16 protein-coding genes are annotated in these 17,198 nt (G+C 73.1%); 9 read left to right on the forward strand and 7 right to left on the reverse strand.

Going from position 1 to position 17,198, the window contains the following annotated elements:
• Positions 1 to 70 precede the first annotated feature (70 nt).
• Positions 71 to 823 carry a hypothetical protein gene (locus H299_RS0112250; RefSeq protein ID WP_027748642.1) on the reverse strand — a complete coding sequence of 251 codons (753 nt, stop codon included), beginning with the start codon at positions 821 to 823 and terminating at the stop codon, positions 71 to 73.
• Between the two features lie 101 nt (positions 824 to 924).
• Positions 925 to 3,225, reverse strand: coding sequence for a serine/threonine-protein kinase (locus tag H299_RS33755; protein WP_078512668.1), 2,301 nt, complete (start codon positions 3,223 to 3,225; stop codon positions 925 to 927).
• A 347-nt stretch (positions 3,226 to 3,572) separates the two neighbouring features.
• Between H299_RS33755 and H299_RS33760 the strand changes: the two genes are divergently transcribed.
• The gene (locus H299_RS33760; protein ID WP_051262385.1) at positions 3,573 to 4,487 is read left to right on the forward strand and encodes a sigma-70 family RNA polymerase sigma factor; all 915 of its coding nucleotides are present in this window, start codon (positions 3,573 to 3,575) and stop codon (positions 4,485 to 4,487) included.
• A gap of 7 nt (positions 4,488 to 4,494) precedes the next feature.
• On the opposite strand, the gene H299_RS0112265 is transcribed toward H299_RS33760, so the two are convergent.
• The gene (locus tag H299_RS0112265; protein ID WP_027748643.1) at positions 4,495 to 4,839 is read right to left on the reverse strand and encodes a VOC family protein; all 345 of its coding nucleotides are present in this window, start codon (positions 4,837 to 4,839) and stop codon (positions 4,495 to 4,497) included.
• A gap of 127 nt (positions 4,840 to 4,966) precedes the next feature.
• A complete protein-coding gene (locus H299_RS39925) occupies positions 4,967 to 5,113 on the reverse strand; it encodes a hypothetical protein (protein WP_199782431.1) in 147 nt (48 codons plus the stop codon).
• A gap of 282 nt (positions 5,114 to 5,395) precedes the next feature.
• On the opposite strand from H299_RS39925, the gene H299_RS0112275 reads away from it, so the two are divergent.
• The gene (locus tag H299_RS0112275) at positions 5,396 to 6,811 is read left to right on the forward strand and encodes an FAD-dependent monooxygenase (protein ID WP_027748644.1); all 1,416 of its coding nucleotides are present in this window, start codon (positions 5,396 to 5,398) and stop codon (positions 6,809 to 6,811) included.
• A 220-nt stretch (positions 6,812 to 7,031) separates the two neighbouring features.
• Complete coding sequence (locus H299_RS0112280) at positions 7,032 to 7,661, forward strand: TetR/AcrR family transcriptional regulator (RefSeq protein ID WP_027748645.1); 630 nt, start codon at positions 7,032 to 7,034, stop codon at positions 7,659 to 7,661.
• Between the two features lie 13 nt (positions 7,662 to 7,674).
• On the opposite strand, the gene H299_RS0112285 is transcribed toward H299_RS0112280, so the two are convergent.
• Together H299_RS0112285 and H299_RS0112290 are read right to left on the reverse strand one after the other, a co-directional pair.
• Positions 7,675 to 9,420 carry an ABC transporter ATP-binding protein gene (locus H299_RS0112285; protein WP_027748646.1) on the reverse strand — a complete coding sequence of 582 codons (1,746 nt, stop codon included), beginning with the start codon at positions 9,418 to 9,420 and terminating at the stop codon, positions 7,675 to 7,677.
• Positions 9,417 to 11,177 (reverse strand): ABC transporter ATP-binding protein, encoded by a 1,761-nt coding sequence (locus H299_RS0112290; protein WP_027748647.1) that lies wholly within the window; start codon positions 11,175 to 11,177, stop codon positions 9,417 to 9,419. Before H299_RS0112290 ends, H299_RS0112285 begins: the two co-directional genes overlap by 4 nt.
• A gap of 94 nt (positions 11,178 to 11,271) precedes the next feature.
• On the opposite strand from H299_RS0112290, the gene H299_RS0112295 reads away from it, so the two are divergent.
• From H299_RS0112295 to H299_RS0112320, 6 genes are all read left to right on the forward strand, one after another.
• On the forward strand, positions 11,272 to 12,327 hold the full coding sequence (locus tag H299_RS0112295; RefSeq protein ID WP_027748648.1) for an ABC transporter substrate-binding protein: 1,056 nt from the start codon (positions 11,272 to 11,274) through the stop codon (positions 12,325 to 12,327).
• Between the two features lie 8 nt (positions 12,328 to 12,335).
• On the forward strand, positions 12,336 to 13,439 hold the full coding sequence (locus H299_RS0112300; RefSeq protein WP_027748649.1) for an iron ABC transporter permease: 1,104 nt from the start codon (positions 12,336 to 12,338) through the stop codon (positions 13,437 to 13,439).
• The gene (locus H299_RS0112305; RefSeq protein WP_027748650.1) at positions 13,436 to 14,272 is read left to right on the forward strand and encodes an ABC transporter ATP-binding protein; all 837 of its coding nucleotides are present in this window, start codon (positions 13,436 to 13,438) and stop codon (positions 14,270 to 14,272) included. The genes H299_RS0112300 and H299_RS0112305 overlap by 4 nt, the downstream gene beginning before the upstream one ends.
• 121 nt (positions 14,273 to 14,393) lie before the next feature.
• Positions 14,394 to 14,828 carry an SRPBCC domain-containing protein gene (locus H299_RS0112310; protein ID WP_027748651.1) on the forward strand — a complete coding sequence of 145 codons (435 nt, stop codon included), beginning with the start codon at positions 14,394 to 14,396 and terminating at the stop codon, positions 14,826 to 14,828.
• Positions 14,815 to 15,168, forward strand: a complete 354-nt coding sequence (locus H299_RS0112315; protein ID WP_027748652.1) for a metalloregulator ArsR/SmtB family transcription factor — start codon at positions 14,815 to 14,817, stop codon at positions 15,166 to 15,168. The genes H299_RS0112310 and H299_RS0112315 overlap by 14 nt, the downstream gene beginning before the upstream one ends.
• 3 nt (positions 15,169 to 15,171) lie before the next feature.
• Positions 15,172 to 15,558, forward strand: a complete 387-nt coding sequence (locus tag H299_RS0112320; protein ID WP_027748653.1) for a VOC family protein — start codon at positions 15,172 to 15,174, stop codon at positions 15,556 to 15,558.
• Positions 15,559 to 15,641: 83 nt separating this feature from the next.
• On the opposite strand, the gene H299_RS0112325 is transcribed toward H299_RS0112320, so the two are convergent.
• On the reverse strand, positions 15,642 to 17,171 hold the full coding sequence (locus tag H299_RS0112325) for a UDP-N-acetylglucosamine 1-carboxyvinyltransferase (RefSeq protein ID WP_027748654.1): 1,530 nt from the start codon (positions 17,169 to 17,171) through the stop codon (positions 15,642 to 15,644).
• Positions 17,172 to 17,198 lie beyond the last annotated feature (27 nt).

The following is a 17,198-nucleotide window of genomic DNA, read 5'->3' on the forward strand; positions in this document are numbered from 1 at the left end:
CGCCGAACGGCCGCACCGCACGCGGGCCCCGCCCCCCGCGGAGGTCAGTCCCGGCCGCGCCCGCCGGGTGTCACAGCCGGCCGGCCATCAGGCGCAGCGCCTTGCCCGCCTTGGCGCGAGCCTGCTTCGCGTCGTCGGGGCGGGCCTCGACGGTCGCCGAGAGGCTGATGTTGTCGATGACGGCGGTGACGCTCGTGTAGTGGTACTTGAGATCCTCGCCGTCGTTGGTGACCAGGCCCTCGGCCGCGAACACCTCGGTCGCCCCGGGGACCTTGGGGGGCGTGGCCTCCTTGATGTCCTCGTAGGTCTCCTCGCCGTAGTCCTGCGTGGGACAGCGGCGGGCCTCCTCGCGGGAGTTGGCGATGATGCCGGCGGTGTCCGCGGCCCCGGCCCAGATCATGACGCCGGACCAGGCTTCGCCGTCGACGACGTGCGGGGTGTCCGTCGGCTCCTGCACGGCGCGGCTGAGATAGGCGAGCAGCGGTCGGGCGTCCTCCTCGCTCTTCTCGCCGTACTGCCGGGTGCACTCGTCGTCGAGCCATCCGTAGGCCAGCCGGTTGCGGTCCTCGTACTCCTGCGCGCGGGTGAACTCGCCGCCCCACTCCTCGGGGGTGAGCGGGACACCGTCGGCGACTTTCTGGGCGGCCTCGGGGTCGGGCGCCTTCTTCTCGTCGTCGTCGAGCATCCCGCAGCCGGAGGCGGCGGAGACTAACGCCAGCAGCAGCGCGCCCGTGGCGGCGCGGCCCGCGCTTCTCCGCGGTCTCGTGCACCGCGGTGCGGTGGGCCGGTCGTCGCCGGGTATGACGGGCAGTGATCGCTGCATGGCGTGGGTGCCTCTTTCTTTGGGGAGGGGTGTGCGGAGCTGACATGCACAGGCATGCCCGAGCGGCTGCGCGGCCCGGCGGGGCCGGGTCGGCAGGGGGTTCAGTCGTTGCGGCGGTAGGTGCGGGGCGAGGCGTCTCCGGACAGGTCGTTGACCACGAGTTCGTTCTCCCCCCGCAGAGTGATCTGGTTCGTGGACTTGCTGTCGTCGCACTTCCCGGCCGTCCCGCCCGGGACGGCCTCTCCGGGGCCGAAGCTCAGCGTCTCGTCCTCGACTGCCGCCAGGGTCGCGTCCCACTCGCAGCGGTAGTCGGGGCCGTCGCCGACCGAGGTCATCCGGACGCTCCCGACCGGGCCCTGGGTGAAGGTCAGCTCCCGCACGTGCTTCGCGCCCGCGTCGGTGTGCCCTTTCCAGGTGCCCAGGAAGCCGTGGGGCACCGCGGCCTTGGAGGCGCCGGCGGGACGCAGGATCGCCCTGAGGTTCTTCGCCGGGTACGTCCACTCCATCGCGCCGTCCGCGAGCATCTTCAGCTGCTGCTCCCCGTACGGCGCGCAGCTGTTGTCGGGGGAGCTGTCGGTGATCTCGCTGGTGACCACCATGTGGCCGTCGAAGGAGACGAGCGTCGCCTCACCCTGGCACAGCAGGTCCTTGTGCAGGTTGACGGTGGTGGCGACCACGTCACCCTTGCTGCCGGAGCGGATCTCGAACCGGCGCGTGATCTCGTCGCTGGAGCCGGGCTGCTTGACCGTCCCCTGCCAGGACCCCAGGTACTTCTGGGGGATGTCGCCCTTGGCGGGCTGCTCCGCCTCCGGGTCCTCGGGGGTGTCGTCGGTCGGTGAACCCTCGTGGCCTGGGTCGGGGCCGCCGGTGGGCTGTTCGCTGACGTCACCGGGCTGCTTGCCGCCGTCGGCGCTGTCGTCGTCCTTGCCGTCGAAGCCGCGCAGCACGACGAAGGTGGCGGCGCCGGAGAGGAGGGTGCCGACGACCGCGACGGCGACCAGCAGCAGGCCGCGCCGGAAGCCCGGACCGCCGACCGGCGGCTCGGCCGGGGGCTCGGCGGGGCCGAACCCGAGGGTGGTGGGGGTGGCCGGGCCGGGCGGCAGGGGGCCGCCGCCGGGGCTGTGGGTGACCGTGTCCATGCCGTGCAACCGCGCGGCCGGCCCCGGGCCGGGCTCGGGGAGGCCGACGGGGACGGCGCCCCCGGCCTCGGTGGGCGCGGCGCCGGACAGGGGAGTACCCGGCGGCGGTACGGGCGGCACCACGGGGGTCGCGGCGGGCGGCGGCATCGCGGGCCGTGGCGGTGCCGCCGGGGCGGGCGGCGGCGTCGCGGGCGCAGGCGGGGTCCCCGGGCCGGGGGGCTGCGCCGGGGACGGCGGCGCGGCCGGCGCGGCCGGGGCGGCGGCACCCGCCACCCGCGGGGGCACGGCGGGCGGCAGCGGTACGAACGGTACGCCGCCCGCGTCCGCCGCCCGCACCACGGCCGCCGCCTCCGGCACCTCCACGTCCAGCAACCGGGCCGCGTGCCGCCCCAGCTGGGCGACCAGGTCGCCCGGCAGCCAGGGCTCTCCCGGCTCCGGAGGCTCCTCGTCGTCCGCCGTGCGCCGCAGCACCTCGTCCAGATCCGGCCGGGCGGCGGCGTCCTTGGCCAGGCAGCCGGCGACCAGGTCCCGGAGTTCCCCGGGCACCCCGGCGAGTTCGGCCTCGTCCTGCACCACGCGGAAGAGCAGCACGTGCCCGGCGCTGTCGGCGGCGCCGAAGGGCGTACGGCCCGTCGCGGCGAAGGCGAGCACCGACCCGAGGCAGAACACGTCGCTCGCCGGGGTCAGCTTGGTGCCGCGCACCTGCTCGGGCGACATGAAGCCCGGCGAGCCGACGACCGCGCCCGTGCGGGTGAGGTTCCCGTCCGCCACGGTCTCCAGCGCGCGGGCGATGCCGAAGTCGATCACCTGCGGGCCGTCGATGGTCACCAGGATGTTCGACGGCTTCAGGTCGCGGTGGATCAGCCCCGCCTCGTGGATGGCGCGCAGTGCCAGCGCGAGCCGGTTCGCCAGGATGCGCAACGTACGGGCGGGCAGCGCGCGGGTGCGGCCGGAGACCAGTTCGTGCAGGGACAGACCGGGGATGTAGCCGGTGGCCACCCACGGCTGGGCCGCGCCGGTGTCGGCGTCCAGGACCGGCGCGGTCCACTCGCCCCCGACCCGGCGCGCGGCACTGATCTCGCGCTCGAACCGGGTCCGGAAGTCCGCGTGCCCGGCCAGCTCCGGCTTGACAAGCTTGACCGCCACGGTGCGTCCTCGCGGCGACTGGGCCAGGTAGACCCGGCCCATGCCGCCCTCACCGAGCCGGCCCAGCAACCGGTATACGCCGATTCGCTCCGGGTCCCCCGCCTGCAAGGTCCTCATGCACTCCCCCTCGTCGGCCGGCTCCCGCCGCGCTCGCGCGAGGACGGAGCCGGACTGCCGCCCCGCACCCGAGCACGCTACACGCGCGGACGAGCTCGTATCCGAGGGGCGTACGGCCCCCGTGGAGCCGGGTGTTGGCACGCCGTGCCGCTGCCCCGTGTGCTGGCCGCGCGGCGAAAGTTGATCGTAGGGCGCGGCGCGGCGCGGCGGCCAGGCGGGCGGCGGCGCTGCGGCCGGCGCCCGGATCGCCCTGAACCCGTCCGGCACGTCCTCCTCGTCCTCCTCGTCCCATAGGCTGGACCCTGTACGTCGCTGCCCTGGCGGGACTCGGTGGAGGAACGTGACTGATGGACCAAGGCGATTGGCTGGCGGAGCGTTTCGAGGAGCACCGCCCCCGCTTATGCGCGGTGGCCTACCGGATGCTCGGCTCGCCGGGTGAGGCCGATGACGCGGTTCAGGAGGCGTGGTTCCGGCTCAGCCGCACCGAGGCGTCCGGCGTGGAGAACCTGGGCGGCTGGCTGACGACGGTCGTGGCCCGCGTCTGCCTCGACATGCTGCGGGCACGCGAGTCGCGGCGCGAGGAGCCGCTGGAGGCGTACGTGCCCGAGGCGGTGCCGGGCGGCGGCACCTTCGAGGGCGACCCCGAACAGCAGGCGGTGCTTGCCGACTCGGTCGGCCCGGCACTCCTCCTGGTGCTGGACACGCTCGCTCCCGCCGAGCGGCTCGCGTTCGTGCTGCACGACATGTTCGCCGTGCCCTTCGACGAGATCGCGCCCATGGTGGGCCGCTCGACGGCGGCGGCGCGCCAGCTCGCCAGCCGCGCCCGCCGCCGGGTGCAGGGCGCCGCCCCGGCTCCCGAGGTCGACAGGCACCGGCAGCGCCGGCTGGTCGACGCCTTCCTCGCCGCCTCACGCGGCGGCGACTTCGACGCGCTGCTGGCGATGCTCGACCCGGACATCGTCCTGCGCGCGGACGAGGAGGCGGTGCGGGTCGGCGCGGACAGCGAGGTGCGGGGTGCGGTATCGGTCGCCCGTACCTTCTCGGGACGCGCGGAGTACGCGCAGCCGGCGCTGCTGGACGGTGCGGTGGGCGCCGTCTGGTCACCGAACGGCCAGCCGCGCATCGTCTTTGGCTTCACCGTCGAGGACGGGCGGATTCTCGAGATCGAACTGCTGGCCGACCCCGCCGTGCTGGACCGGCTGGAGCTGGCGGAGCCGGAGCCCGCCTCGCGGGCGGCCGGGGACGCGCCGCCCGCAAGCTGACGCGCGCTCAGGCGGGCTGGATGAGGCCGATGACGTTCTTGTCCGCGTCCAGGACGGACGCGGTCAGCTTGCCGCCGCCCACGTCCTGGACCTCCTGCAAGGCCTCGGCGCCGGAGCCGAGCAGCGCGCGCAGGGTGCCGCCGATGTCGTCGACGTGCCAGTAGCCGACGGGGCCGGTCATGCCCCGGCCGTGCCCGTTGGGGTCCAGGCCGATGTGCTGGCCGCCGACGTCGAAGGCGACGTAGTACGACTCGTCCACGAAGGGTTCCGCGCCGAGGAGCTGACGGAAGACGGCTTTGGCGCGCGGGAGGTCGCGGACGGGGTAGATGATCGTCTGGACTCCTGCGGTCATGGCGTGGTCCTCCGCTGCTCGGTCTCGCGACGCGGTTGCTCCGGTCACCGGTACGTTAGGCCGTGCCCGGCGGAAGCGGCCGGGGACACACGGAGCACCCGCCGAATGCCCTCCCGTGCCCCCGCGCTCAGCGGCGCCCGCGCAGCCGCCCCAGCAGGCTGCGGGCCTGCGCCCGCTTGCGCGGGTCGGCGGCGGCCCGCCGCGCCGACTCGATCGTCCGCCGGCCCTGGGGGCTGCGGCTGAACCGCTTGATCCGTGCGATCAGACCGGACATGAGGTCTCCTGGAGAGTGGGGCCTGCCGGCGTGAGATGCACACCGGCGCGAAGTGCACGTACCCGCAAGCGCGTCCGCGACACCCGCGTATTCCCGCGGAGCTGTGCCGCCTCGCCTCCTGGCCGGACCCGCCCCGCCGTCTGGGCCGCGCAGGCCCCCCCGCCGGGCGGGTTTCGGCCATGTAGCGAGGCAGTCGCGCCGAGTGGCCGCCGATGCCGGAGCTTCCGGGCCCGGGCGGGGAGAATGGCGCATCCGGAACGACTCGCCGCGAGGGGCACGCAGATGGTGGATGGCGCAGGAGAAGGCAGCGGGCGGCAGGGCGCGGGCGGACGCCATGCCGTCGTCGTCGGGGGCGGTGTGGCGGGGCTGCTCGCCGCACACGTGCTGGCCAAGCACGCCGGCCGGGTGACCATCGTGGAGCGCGACGACCTTCCCGACGGGGCCGAGCCGCGTGCCGGCGTGCCGCAGGGCCGGCACCCGCACGTGCTGCTCGAAGGCGGCCAGCACGCGCTCGACGCGCTGCTGCCCGGCTTCACGGCCGAGCTGCGGGCGGCGGGGGCGCCCCGGCTGGGCATGCCGTCGGACATGGTGCAGTGGCAGGGTGGCTGCTGGTTTCCGCGTACGGCGGCCACGTCGTACATCTTCACCGGCTCCCGGGCGCAGCTGGAGCACCAGGTGCGCCGGCGGGTGCTGGCCGACCCGGCGATCTCGGCGCTCACCTCGACGGAGGCCGTCGGGCTGCTCGGCGACGCCTCCCGGGTACGCGGGGTGCTGCTGCGCCCCCGGGGCGAGGGCGCCCGGGCCGCCGGCCGCCCCCCGCGGGAGCTGGCGGCGGATCTGGTGCTGGACGCTTCTGGGCGCGGGTCACCTGCCGCGCGGTGGCTGTCGGCGCTCGGCGCCGAGCCCCCCGCCGAGGAGACCATCGACACGGGCCTCGCCTACGCCTCGCGCATCTACCGCAACCGGAGCGCCAACCTGGGCTCCGAATCCCTGGGCTACTACGTCTTCCCCCACCCCACGCAGGTGTACGGGGGCGGGGTGCTCCCGTTGGAGGACGGCCGCTACATCGTGATCCTCTCCGGGCTCAGGGGCGGTGAACCCCCCACGGACGAGGAGGGGTTCACCGCGTTCGCGGCCCGCTTCCCGCACCCGTTCGTCCACGACTGGCTACAGGAGGCCGAGCCGGACACGCCGCCCTTCGGCTTCCGCCAGACCTCCAACCTGCGCCGCCGCTACGACCGCCCGGGCCGCCGCCCCGCCGGATTCCTCGCCGCGGGCGACGCCCTGTGCACGTTCAACCCCATCTACGGCCAGGGCATGGCGGTGGCGGCGATGAGCGCCGTGGCGCTGCGGGACGCGCTGTCCGACCCGCGGCGCACGCCGACGACGCGAGTGGTCCAGCGGGCGCTGTTCGAGGCGTCGCGCCAGGCGTGGAACATCTCGGCGGGAGCGGACAGGGGCATGCCGGGAGCGGTGGGCAACGCCCTCACCGTACGGGCCGCGGACCGCGCCGCGGGCTGGTACCTGGAGCGCGTCGAGCAGCGGTACGCGGGTGACCCGGTGGTGGTCGGCCCGGCCTTCCGCTCCGTACTGGGTCTGACCGCACCGGTGACCGCCCTCTTCACCCCCAGGGTGGCGCGGGCGGTGCTCCTGGGCCCCGTCCCCGCGACGCCCGACCAGCCGCCGATGACGCGGTAGCCGGGCGGGAGCATGGCAGGGCCCGCCGTGCTCCCGCCCGGAACGTAGTGCCGCGTCAGGCAAGGTTCACCCCGCTCGCCGCCCTGGCACGCCCATCCGCTGCGTTGCCCGATCGACCGAGTAGCCCACTACGAGGCCGATCAGGCGGCTTCCGGCCGACCGCACCAGGACGCCTCGCTACCGGGCAAACCTTGCCTGACGCGGCACTAGAATCCGTGGAATGAGTGTGCGCCGATACACCGCTGGCCGCCCGCGGACCAAGCCTGCCGAGGAGCGGCGCGCCGACCTCCTGGACGCGGCCGAGGAGGTGTACACCCAGCGGGGGGTCGACGCTGCCCGGATCGACGAGATCACCGAGCACGCGGGCGTCGCGATCGGCACCTTCTACCTGCACTTCGCCTCCAAGCGCGAGCTCATGCTCGCGGTCCGGGCCCGCTTCATCGACCGGCTGGTCGAGCGGCAGGACGCGGCGGTGCGGAGCCTGCCCGCCGACGACTGGGTCGGACGCGTGGACGCCTGGCTGAGCGACGCGGTCCGCGCCTATGTGGAGCACGCCGTGCTGCACGACGTGCTCTACGGCCACACTCCGATCAACGCCACGGCGGAGATCCAGGTCAGCCCCGAGAACGCGCACGTCGAAGCGTTCCGGCGACTGATCACCGAACGCCCGGACCCGCCGGCGGACGCCCCGGACCCCGCCATGGCGGCGAACCTGGTCTACAGCGCCTGGTACGGCGCCACCCATTCGCTGCTCCATCACGAGGCCGAGGACATCGACCGGCTGGCCGACGAGCTGATCGCCGCCATCACCGACCTCGCACATCGCTACCTGCGCACCGAGATCCCCTGACGCGGCCCCGGGCTCAGCGTGCCGCGTCGGCGATGCGCCAGTGCCGTGCCCGCTCGTGCCGCGCGCTCAGCCGCGCGAACGTCCCGCCCGTGTGCAGCAGTTCCTCCGGCGTGCCGGTTTCGGCGACCCGCCCGCCGTCGAGCGCGACCACATGGTCCGCGGCGGCCAGGGTGGCGGGGCGATGGGCGATCACGATCACCGTGCGGCCGGGGTCGCTGCCGAGGTTGGCGATGGCCCGGGTGACGGCGGCCTCGTTCTCCGGGTCGAGCGCGGAGCTGGCCTCGTCGACGAGGACGACGCGTGCCCGCTTGAGCATCGCCCGGGCGATCGCGACGCGCTGACGCTCACCGCCCGACAGCTGCGCGCCGCCCTCGCCCACCCGGGTCTGCCAGCCGGCGGGCAGACGCTCGATCACCTCGTCGAGCCGTGCCGCGGCAGCCGCCTCCCGCAACTCGTCCCACGTCGCCCCGGGCCGGGCCAGCCGCAGGTTGTCCTCGATGGTGTCGTCGAAGAGGTAGACGTCCTGGAAGACGATGGCGATCTCGTCCAGCAGGGTGTCCGGGTCGAGTTCGCGCACGTCGACGCCGCCGACGCGCAGCTCTCCCGAGTCGATGTCGAAGAAGCGGGCGATGAGCCGGGTCACCGTCGTCTTACCGGAGCCCGACGGCCCGACCAGGGCGGTGGTCGTGCCCGGCCTGCAGCGCAGGGACACGTCCGTCAGCGCGGGGGTGTCGCCGCCCGGGTAGGTGAAGGTGACGTTCGAGAACGTGACGTCGGCCTCGGCGATCCGGCGCACCGGTGCGGCCGGAACCGGCAGCGGGGGAGTGGACAGCAGCTCCTCGATGCGCGCGATCTGGTTCCGCAGCGCGCGCAGGGCACCGATGAGGTCGATGAGGTTGCCGAGCGGCTCCAGGAAGCGGGTGGCCAGCACGAGCAGCGCGATCGCCTGGGCGATCTCGATCCGGCCGCTGAGCATGAGGTGGGCGGTCAGCGCGAGCACCGCGACGAACCCGGCCATGATCACACCGGTGTAGACGAAGAACGGCCGCCGCGCGCGGCGCATGCCCTCCCGGTAGGACTCGCGGTGGTCCTCGAGCGCGGCGCGCATCCGGGGTGTGCCCTCGGCATGGCCGGCGGCACGCAGGACCGGCTGGGCCTGGCCCAGCTCGATCGCCCGCCCGGCGACCCCGGCCGCCGCCCGCTCCAGCTCGATCTCGGCGATCTCGGAGACCCGCGCGGCACGCCGCAGGGCCAGGTAGGCGACCAGCGCGATCGCGCACAGCAGCAGCGCCATCCGCCAGTCGACCGTGAACGTGGCGACGACGACCGTCGCGGGCAGCAGCGTCGAGGTGATCACGGGCCCGCCGATCGTCACGGCCAGGTGCGCGGCACTGCCCACGTCCGCGGTCACCCCCCGCGCGAGCCGGGCCTTGTGCTCTGCGGTGAACCAGCCCAGCGTCAGCGTGCTCACGTGGTGCATCAGCCGGCGGCGCAGCTGCGCCGCGAGCGCGCCCGCCGCCGCGAAACCCACCGGGGTGGCGACGATGCTCAGCACCGCGTGCAGCAGTGCGCCGACCGCGCCGAGCACGAGCCACGGTGTGGCCGCGCCGATATCCGGTTCGGGCCGTACGACCGCGTCCAGAATCGGGATGAGCAGGGCGAGCAGCAGACCCTGGAGCACCGCCTGCCCCGCGGTGAGCAGCCACAGCCGGGCCAGCAGCTTCGGATTCGGCCAGAGCCGGTACAAGCGGCGGATCACGCGAGTACCCCTTCCTGTGCGGCCCACATCCGGGCGTAGAGCCCGTCGCGTGCGAGCAGTTCGTCGTGGCGGCCCCGTTCGGCCAGCCGTCCGTTCTCGAGTACGAGGATCTGTGCGGCGCCCGCGATGGTGTGCAGCCGGTGGGCGATCACGATCACCGTCTTGCCCACCGCCAGGTTGGCCAGCGCCTCCTGGACCGCCGACTCGCTGTCGGTGTCCAGCGCGGCCGTCGCCTCGTCCAGGACGACGATCGGCGCCCCGGACAGGATCGCCCGCGCGATCGTCAGCCGCTGGCGTTCCCCGCCGGAAAGGCTGCCGCCGCCGGCGTCGAGCAGGGTGTCGTACCCGTCGGGCAGGCCCTCGATCACGTCGTGGACGTGCGCGGCTTCCGCCGCCGCGCGGACCTCCGCGTCGCTGGCGCCGGGCCGGCCGATGCGGATGTTCTCGGCCACGCTGTCGCGCAGCAGGGCGACGTCCTGGAAGACCAGTGACATCGACGCCAGCAGCTGCGCGGACGGGATCGCGCGCACGTCCACGCCGCCGATCCGCAGCGCCCCCGCCGAGACGTCGTAGAAGCGCGGCAGCAGGCTGGCGAGAGTCGTCTTGCCGGCGCCCGAGGGGCCCACGATCGCGGTGACCCGGCCCGGCGGGCAGACGGCGCTGATCTCCTCGACGGCGTGGGTCACCCCGTCGTAGGAGAAGGAGACACGGTCGAACTCGACGTCGTGCCCGGCGGGCGTCAGCGGGTTCTCGGGCTCGGGCAGCGGCGTACGGGAGAGCAGCCGCTCGATGTTGGCCGCGCCCATCCGCCCCTTGCGCACGCCCTGGGCCGCGGTCACGGCGGGGAGGACGGAGTTGGGCAGGCCGATGGCGACGACCAGGAACGCCACCAGGTCCGCGACGCTGAGCGATCCGCGGTCGACCAGGGCCAGCCCCGCGGCCGCCACCGCGGTGAGGACGGCCATCTCCGAGCCGAACAGCCGCGTAGCGGCGGAGCTGTGGCGGACCTCGGCGACCCAGGCCGCGAACGCCTGGGTGTGCTCGTCCACGGCGTCGTCGAAGCGGCGCAGGACACGGCCCCCGGTACCGAACGTCTTGACGACCTGAATCCCGTCGGCGTACTCGACGCTGGCGGCGCTGATGCGTGTGTCTGCGGCGACCAGCCGGTTCATATGGGTCGTCATGGACCGCATCGAGACGCGGAAGAAGATCCCCGTCAGCAGGAGCACGCCCAGCACGACGCACGCCATGCGCAGATCGACGGACAGCAGATAGCCCGTCGCGACGGCCATCACGGTGGCCGCGCCCACCAGTTGCCCCAGGGCGTGCGCGATGACCTCGTGCATCTCCTCGAGGTCGCCCGTCATGGCCCGCTTGACCTGGCCCGAACCCGCGGCGCGGAACCAGCCGAGCGGCAGTCTGCCGAGGTGGGCCACGATCCGCACGCGCAGGTCGTGCAGGATCGCCGCGTCGGCGTAGTGCCCCACCCGGGAGGTCTGGACGAACAGGGTGAGCCAGAGGCCGCCACCCGCGGCGCCGATACCGACCCAGCTCCAGATGGCGGCGTGTGACCCCGCGGGGTCGTCGAGCATGAGCCGCGCGATCTCGGCGACGGCGATGTAGGGCACGAGGCCCGCCGCCGCGCTCAGGCACGACAGGACCGCGCAGAGGACGAGCCGGGACCGGATCGGAGCGAGCAGGCGCAGCAGCGCACCGGCTCCCGCCAGCCCCGGAGCTTGCGATGTCGATCGTTTCATTAGGGTAACCTAACATGACGACTGAAGCTCATTCAATAATGTGCGCACCGCCTGCCGGTACCACGTGGACCTTCGCTGAAGGGAACGCCTTTTCATGTTCCAGCCGCAGCCTGACCACCCCTCATCGAGCCGTGGGCGACGCGCTGCCCCGCACCGGCACCGGGCCGCCCTGCTCGGCGCCCTCGTCGCGCTCACGGCGGTCGGAGCGACCGGGTGCGGAGGCGCCGGCGCCGACTCGCCCCAGAAGAGCGGAGCCGGCACCCTCACCTTCGAGTCCTGTGGCCGTACCGTCGAGCTCGACCAGGTCCCCAAGCGTGTGGCGATCACCACGGACGCCCTCGCCGACACCCTGTTCGCCCTCGACGTCGGCGACCGGATCGTGGCCAAGACCCGCGGCGAGTCCGCCCCCGCGCCGGAGCTGAAGGCGCGCCTCGCGGCCCTGCCCAGCCTCGGGACGCGCAACCCGAGCACCGAGGCACTGATAGCCGCCAAGCCCGATCTCCTGATCACCGATCAGGTCGAGAAGGTCTCCGGCAAGGCGGGCAGCCCCAGCGTCGCCGAACTGAAGGAACTGGGCATCGCCACCTATGTGGCCGGTGGCGGCTGCGCGGCGGACTTGAGCGAGGACACCTCCGGACTGGAGGCGCTCGACGCCGACATCCACCAGCTCGGCGCGATCTTCGGCGTCAGGACACGCGCACAGGCGCTGGCCGAGAAGGTGCGTGGCAGCCTCGCCGACGTACGCCGACGGACCGCCAAGGAGCCCCGGCGCGAGGTCGCCAAGCTCTCACAGGTCGCCGGCCAGCTCTACGTGACCTCCGGCGGCCTCTCGGACGACGTGATCGAGCGGGCGGGCGGGAAGAACGTCTTCGCCGACCTGCCGGGCCAGTTCGCCCCGGTCAGCCCCGAACAGATCGTCGCGCGCGACCCCGGGGCCATCATCGTCGACAACTTCACGGTCACGAAGAAGGGCCGAAAGGAGGCGATCGAGTTCCTGAGGGGCAAGTTCCCCTCCGTCGACGCGGTCAAGAAGCGCCGGGTGCTCGTCATCGACGCGGCCAAGTCCGGGGCGCGCGGCAGCACCAGGCCGGTGGAGGGCGTCAACGAGATAGCGCGCTTCCTGCACCCGGACACGTCCCACTCCCAGTAAGGCGCGCGATGCACAAGCAAATCCCCAGCGCCGGCACGGCTGGTCCCGAAGGGCACGCGCAGCGGGGCCGTCGGCCGGCCCTGGGCCGTGGCTCCGCGCTCACCTCCCTCCCCGTCGCCGCGCCGCTGCTGCTCGTCCTCCTTCTCGTCACGGTCTGCGTGGCCGTGTCGGTGGGGTCCGTCGGTGTGCGGCTGGACACCGTCACCCAGGTCATCGCCCATCGCCTGTTCGGCACCGGGACGTCCGCCGACGTCATGGACGACCAGATCGTGTGGCACCTGCGGCTGCCGCGGGTGTTGCTGGCCGCCGCCGTCGGCGCCGGGCTGGCCGCCGTCGGTGTGACCCTGCAGGCGACCGTCCGCAATCCGCTCGCCGACCCCTACGTGCTCGGTGTCTCCGCGGGTGCCGGGCTGATGGCCTCCCTCGCGATCACCCTCGGGTCGGTGGCGGTGGCCGGTCTGTCGACCTCGGCGGCGGCCTTCGTCGGCGCGCTGGTGGCGATGACCGCGGTCCTCGGACTGTCGCGCCGCGCCGGCCGGGTCGTCCCGAGCCGTCTGATCCTTGCCGGGGTGACGCTCTCCTACCTGTTCAGCGGCCTCACCAGCTTCGTCATCTTCCGCGGCGGGAACGCTGACGCGGCGCACTCGGTGCTGTTCTGGCTGCTGGGCTCCCTCTCGGAGTCGTCGTGGTCGAACCTGACCCTGCCGGCGGCGGCCGTGCTGGTGGTGGGCGTCTGGCTGATGCTGCAGGCCCGGACGCTCAACGCCCTCGCGGCCGGTGACGACGCGGCTCTCTCGCTCGGTGTCTCCGTGCACCGCGTCCGCACCCGCCTGCTGGTCGTCGCCTCCCTCCTGACCGGTGTCCTCGTCGCCGTGTCCGGCGGGATCGGCTTCGTGGGGCTCATCGTTCCCCATCTGGTGCGCCTGGTGACGGGCCCGGACCACCGGCGCCTGCTGCCCATCGCCATGCTCGTCGGGGCGATCTACCTGGTCGTCGTCGATGTGCTCTGCCGGGTGCTCGTCCGGCCCGAGGAACTGCCTGTCGGGATCGTCACCGCCGTGCTCGGCGCACCGGTCTTCCTGTGGCTCCTGCGGCGTTCGGAGGCGTCATGAGGCTCGCACTGTCCGGCGTGAGTGTCCGGATCGGTTCCGCCCCGATCGTCGCGGACTGCGACATCACCATCGGGGACGGTGAACGGGTCGGCCTCGTCGGCCCCAACGGCAGCGGCAAGACCTCGCTGCTGCGCACCATCTACCGTGCGCTCGATCCCGTCGCCGGCAGCGTCGCGCTGTCCGGCGACGACGTACGGACGCTCAGTCAGCGCGAGCTCGCCCGGCGCGCCGCGCTCGTCGCCCAGGACAGCACCCCCGACTTCGACTTCACCGTGGAGGAAGTCGTGACCATGGGGCGCGGACCATGGCTCCGGGCCCTTGAGTCGGCCACCGGTCGCGGGGGCGCGCCGATCACCGCCGCACTGGAGCGGGTCCGCCTGGCGGACCACCGTGCGCGCAGGCTCTCCACCCTCTCCGGTGGTGAGCGGCAGCGGGCTCTGGTGGCCCGTGCGCTCGCCCAGGAGAGCCCGCTGCTGCTCCTCGACGAACCGACCAACCATCTCGATGTGTACGCGGCGCTCGAACTCCTGGAGCTGGTGCGCGATCTGGGGCGGGCGACGCTGTGTGTGCTGCACGACCTCAATCTGGCGGCCACCTACTGCGACCGGCTCTACGTCCTGCACCGCGGCCGGATCGTCGCGGACGGCCCGCCCGCGGAGGTGCTCACCCCCGAACTCGTCCAGACCGTCTTCGGGGTCACCTGCACGCAGCTGACCCATCCGGCCACCGGCGGCCTGCTGCTGGCGTTCTCGCCGCGGCACGACGCCCCGGTGTCCGGGAAGGCCGGCGCCGGGGACCTCGCCCGGGCCGAAGGCCGGGGCGGCCCGGCCTGACTGCGGCCCGGCCTCGAGCCGGAGCCGCACCGCCGGTCGGGGTTTGCCCGCAGAATTTGCTGCAATCAGCCAGTTGCGATACGGTATGGCAATCAAGTAGTTGCTACACAGGGAGGACCGGATGCCCGTACCGAATCGCATCGAGCGCGCGCTCGATCTTCACCACCCGCCCGAGAAGGTGTGGGCGGCGCTGACCACGGCCGATGGCCTCGGCGGCTGGTTCGGCTCCAGCGCCGAGATCGACGAGCTGCGCCCCGGCGGCCAGGCCCGGGTGCGGTGGGACGACGGCCAGGAGCACATTCTGTGGCTCCAGGTCGTCGATCCGCCCCGCCGCTTCTCCTACAGCTGGGCGATCGAAGGGCTGCCACCGTCCGACCCGCGCCGCACCTACGTGGAGTTCACGCTGGAGCCGGGGCCCGCCGGCACCCGGCTCACGGTCGTGGAGACCGGCTTCGCCCAGCTGTCCGACGACCTGGCCGGCGCCTACGAGGGCAACGTCACCGGCTGGCGGATGGAGCTGGCCGAGCTGGCCGGGTATCTCGATGCCGCTGCCTGATCCCCCCGAGGCCGAGTCGATCGCCCAGGAGGTCTTCACCGCGCTGGCCGACCCCACCCGGCGCGGCATCCTCGCCGAACTCGCCGCGCGCGGACCGGCGACCGCGACCGACCTGGCCGGGCTGCTGCCCATCTCGCGGCAGGCGATCGCCAAGCACCTCGGCCTGCTGACCGACGCCGGACTGGTCCGGGCCGAGGCCGGGGAGCGGCGCCGTATCCGCTACCGCCTCCAGGCCGGGCCGGTGGCCGTGGCCCAGTCGTTCCTCGCCGCGCTGGCGCGCGACTGGGACAGCCACCTGAACGTCCTGCGTGACCATCTCGACCAGACGAAGGAGAACTGAAACATGAGCCCGACCTTCCGCGGCGGCCACAACATCGCCATGAAGCTTCCCCAGGCGCAGTTCGACCGCACCCTCGCCTTCTACCGCGACGTACTGGGCATGGAGGTGACCGACGCCAGCGGCGAAGCCGTCGCCGACGGCGTCGTACAGAGCGCCTCGGTGCGGTTCGGGCCGGTGACGCTGTGGCTCGACCGCGTCGACAACTACGCGCGCGCCGACCTGTGGCTGGAACTGTTCACCGACGACGTCGACCAGGCGACCGCACACCTCGCCGAGCACGGGATCACCGCCCAGGACGAACTGGAGCCCTTCCCCGCCGGCATGAACGCCCACTGGATCTGCAACCCCGTCGGCGTCCCGCACATCGTCCGGCTCCCCGACGCCGCCTGACCGGCAACCCGCACACGGCCGCCGCCGCATCCCGCCTGACCCGCGCTCCAGCGGTCCGGGCGTGACGCGGCGGCGTCCGTGCGTCAGATGTCGCGGAACGTCTCGATCTGCGCGCCCACTTCGTTGAGCCGCTCGGCCAGGTCCTCGTAGCCGCGGTTGATCACGTACACGTTGCGCAGCACCGACGTGCCCTCGGCGGCCATCATCGCCAGCAGGACGACCACGGCGGGCCGCAGCGCGGGCGGGCACATCATCTCGGCCGCGCGCCAGCGGATCGGGCCGTCGACCAGGACGCGGTGCGGGTCCAGGAGCTGGAGGCGTCCGCCCAGCCGGTTCAGGTCGGTCAGGTAGATGGCGCGGTTGTCGTAGACCCAGTCGTGGATCAGGGTCTGGCCCTGCGCCGCCGCGGCGATCGCCGCGAAGAAGGGCACGTTGTCGATGTTCAGCCCGGGGAAGGGCATCGGGTGGATCTTGTCGATCGGTGCCTCGAGCTTGGACGGACGCACCGTCAGGTCGGTGAGCCGGGTGCGGCCGTTGTCGGCCGGGTACTCCGGGGTCCGGTCGAAGTCGAGGCCCATCTCCTCCAGCACCGCCAGCTCGATCTCCAGGAACTCCGCAGGCACCCGGGTGACGGTCAGCTCGGACTCCGTCACCACCGCCGCGGTCAGCAGGCTCATCGCCTCGACCGGGTCCTCGGAGGGGGAGTAGTCGACGTCGACGTCGATCCGGGCCACGCCGTGCACGGTCAGGCTCGTCGTGCCGATGCCCTCGACGCGTACGCCCAGCTGCTCCAGGAAGAAGCACAGGTCCTGGACCATGTAGTTGGAGGAGGCGTTGCGGATGACCGTCACGCCGTCGTGCCGGGCCGCCGCCAGCAGCGCGTTCTCGGTGACGGTGTCGCCCCGCTCGGTCAGCACGATGGGGCGGTCCGGGCCGATCGTACGGTCCACGCGGGCGTGGTAGATCCCGTCGGTGGCCGTGATGTCCAGCCCGAACCGGCGCAGCGCGATCATGTGCGGCTGCACGGTGCGGGTCCCCAGGTCGCAGCCGCCCGCGTACGGGATGCGGAACTGCTCGGAGCGGTGCAGCAGCGGCCCCAGGAACATGATGATGCTGCGGGTGCGCCGGGCGGCGTCCGCGTCCATCGCCGCGAGGTCCAGCTCGGCGGGCGGCACGATCTCCAGGTCCGCGCCCTCGTTGATCCAGCGCGCCCGGACCCCGATCGAGCCCAGGACTTCCAGGATGCGGTATACCTCCTCGATCCGCGCCACCCGGCGCAGTACGGTGCGCCCGGAGTTGAGCAGCGAGGCGCAGAGCAGGGCCACGCAGGCGTTCTTGCTGGTTTTGACGGCGATGCTGCCGGACAGGCGCCGCCCGCCGACCACCCGCAGATGCATCGGGCCGGAGTAGCCGAGTGAGACGATCTCGCTGTCCAGAGCCTCGGAGATGCGGGCGATCATCTCCAGGCTGATGTTCTGGTTGCCGCGCTCGATGCGGTTGACGGCGCTCTGGCTGGTGCCCAGCGCCTCCGCCAGTTGCGACTGTGTCCAGCCGCGATGCTGTCGTGCGTCACGGATCAATTGCCCGATGCGGGCGAGGTAGTCGTCGCTCATGAGGCCAACGTTATCTCAGATATGAGA

The sequence above is a fragment of the Streptomyces sp. CNH287 genome (assembly GCF_000424825.1).

Excerpts from the sequence above, each read along its gene's own strand:
- H299_RS0112250 (WP_027748642.1), bottom strand. The coding sequence starts at position 823 with ATGCAGCGATCACTGCCCGTCATACCCGGCGACGACCGGCCCACCGCA.
- H299_RS33755 (WP_078512668.1), bottom strand. The coding sequence starts at position 3,225 with ATGAGGACCTTGCAGGCGGGGGACCCGGAGCGAATCGGCGTATACCGG.
- H299_RS33760 (WP_051262385.1), top strand. The coding sequence starts at position 3,573 with ATGGACCAAGGCGATTGGCTGGCGGAGCGTTTCGAGGAGCACCGCCCC.
- H299_RS0112265 (WP_027748643.1), bottom strand. The coding sequence starts at position 4,839 with ATGACCGCAGGAGTCCAGACGATCATCTACCCCGTCCGCGACCTCCCG.
- H299_RS39925 (WP_199782431.1), bottom strand. The coding sequence starts at position 5,113 with ATGTCCGGTCTGATCGCACGGATCAAGCGGTTCAGCCGCAGCCCCCAG.
- H299_RS0112275 (WP_027748644.1), top strand. The coding sequence starts at position 5,396 with ATGGTGGATGGCGCAGGAGAAGGCAGCGGGCGGCAGGGCGCGGGCGGA.
- H299_RS0112280 (WP_027748645.1), top strand. The coding sequence starts at position 7,032 with ATGAGTGTGCGCCGATACACCGCTGGCCGCCCGCGGACCAAGCCTGCC.
- H299_RS0112290 (WP_027748647.1), bottom strand. The coding sequence starts at position 11,177 with ATGAAACGATCGACATCGCAAGCTCCGGGGCTGGCGGGAGCCGGTGCG.
- H299_RS0112295 (WP_027748648.1), top strand. The coding sequence starts at position 11,272 with ATGTTCCAGCCGCAGCCTGACCACCCCTCATCGAGCCGTGGGCGACGC.
- H299_RS0112300 (WP_027748649.1), top strand. The coding sequence starts at position 12,336 with ATGCACAAGCAAATCCCCAGCGCCGGCACGGCTGGTCCCGAAGGGCAC.
- H299_RS0112305 (WP_027748650.1), top strand. The coding sequence starts at position 13,436 with ATGAGGCTCGCACTGTCCGGCGTGAGTGTCCGGATCGGTTCCGCCCCG.
- H299_RS0112310 (WP_027748651.1), top strand. The coding sequence starts at position 14,394 with ATGCCCGTACCGAATCGCATCGAGCGCGCGCTCGATCTTCACCACCCG.
- H299_RS0112315 (WP_027748652.1), top strand. The coding sequence starts at position 14,815 with ATGCCGCTGCCTGATCCCCCCGAGGCCGAGTCGATCGCCCAGGAGGTC.
- H299_RS0112320 (WP_027748653.1), top strand. The coding sequence starts at position 15,172 with ATGAGCCCGACCTTCCGCGGCGGCCACAACATCGCCATGAAGCTTCCC.
- H299_RS0112325 (WP_027748654.1), bottom strand. The coding sequence starts at position 17,171 with ATGAGCGACGACTACCTCGCCCGCATCGGGCAATTGATCCGTGACGCA.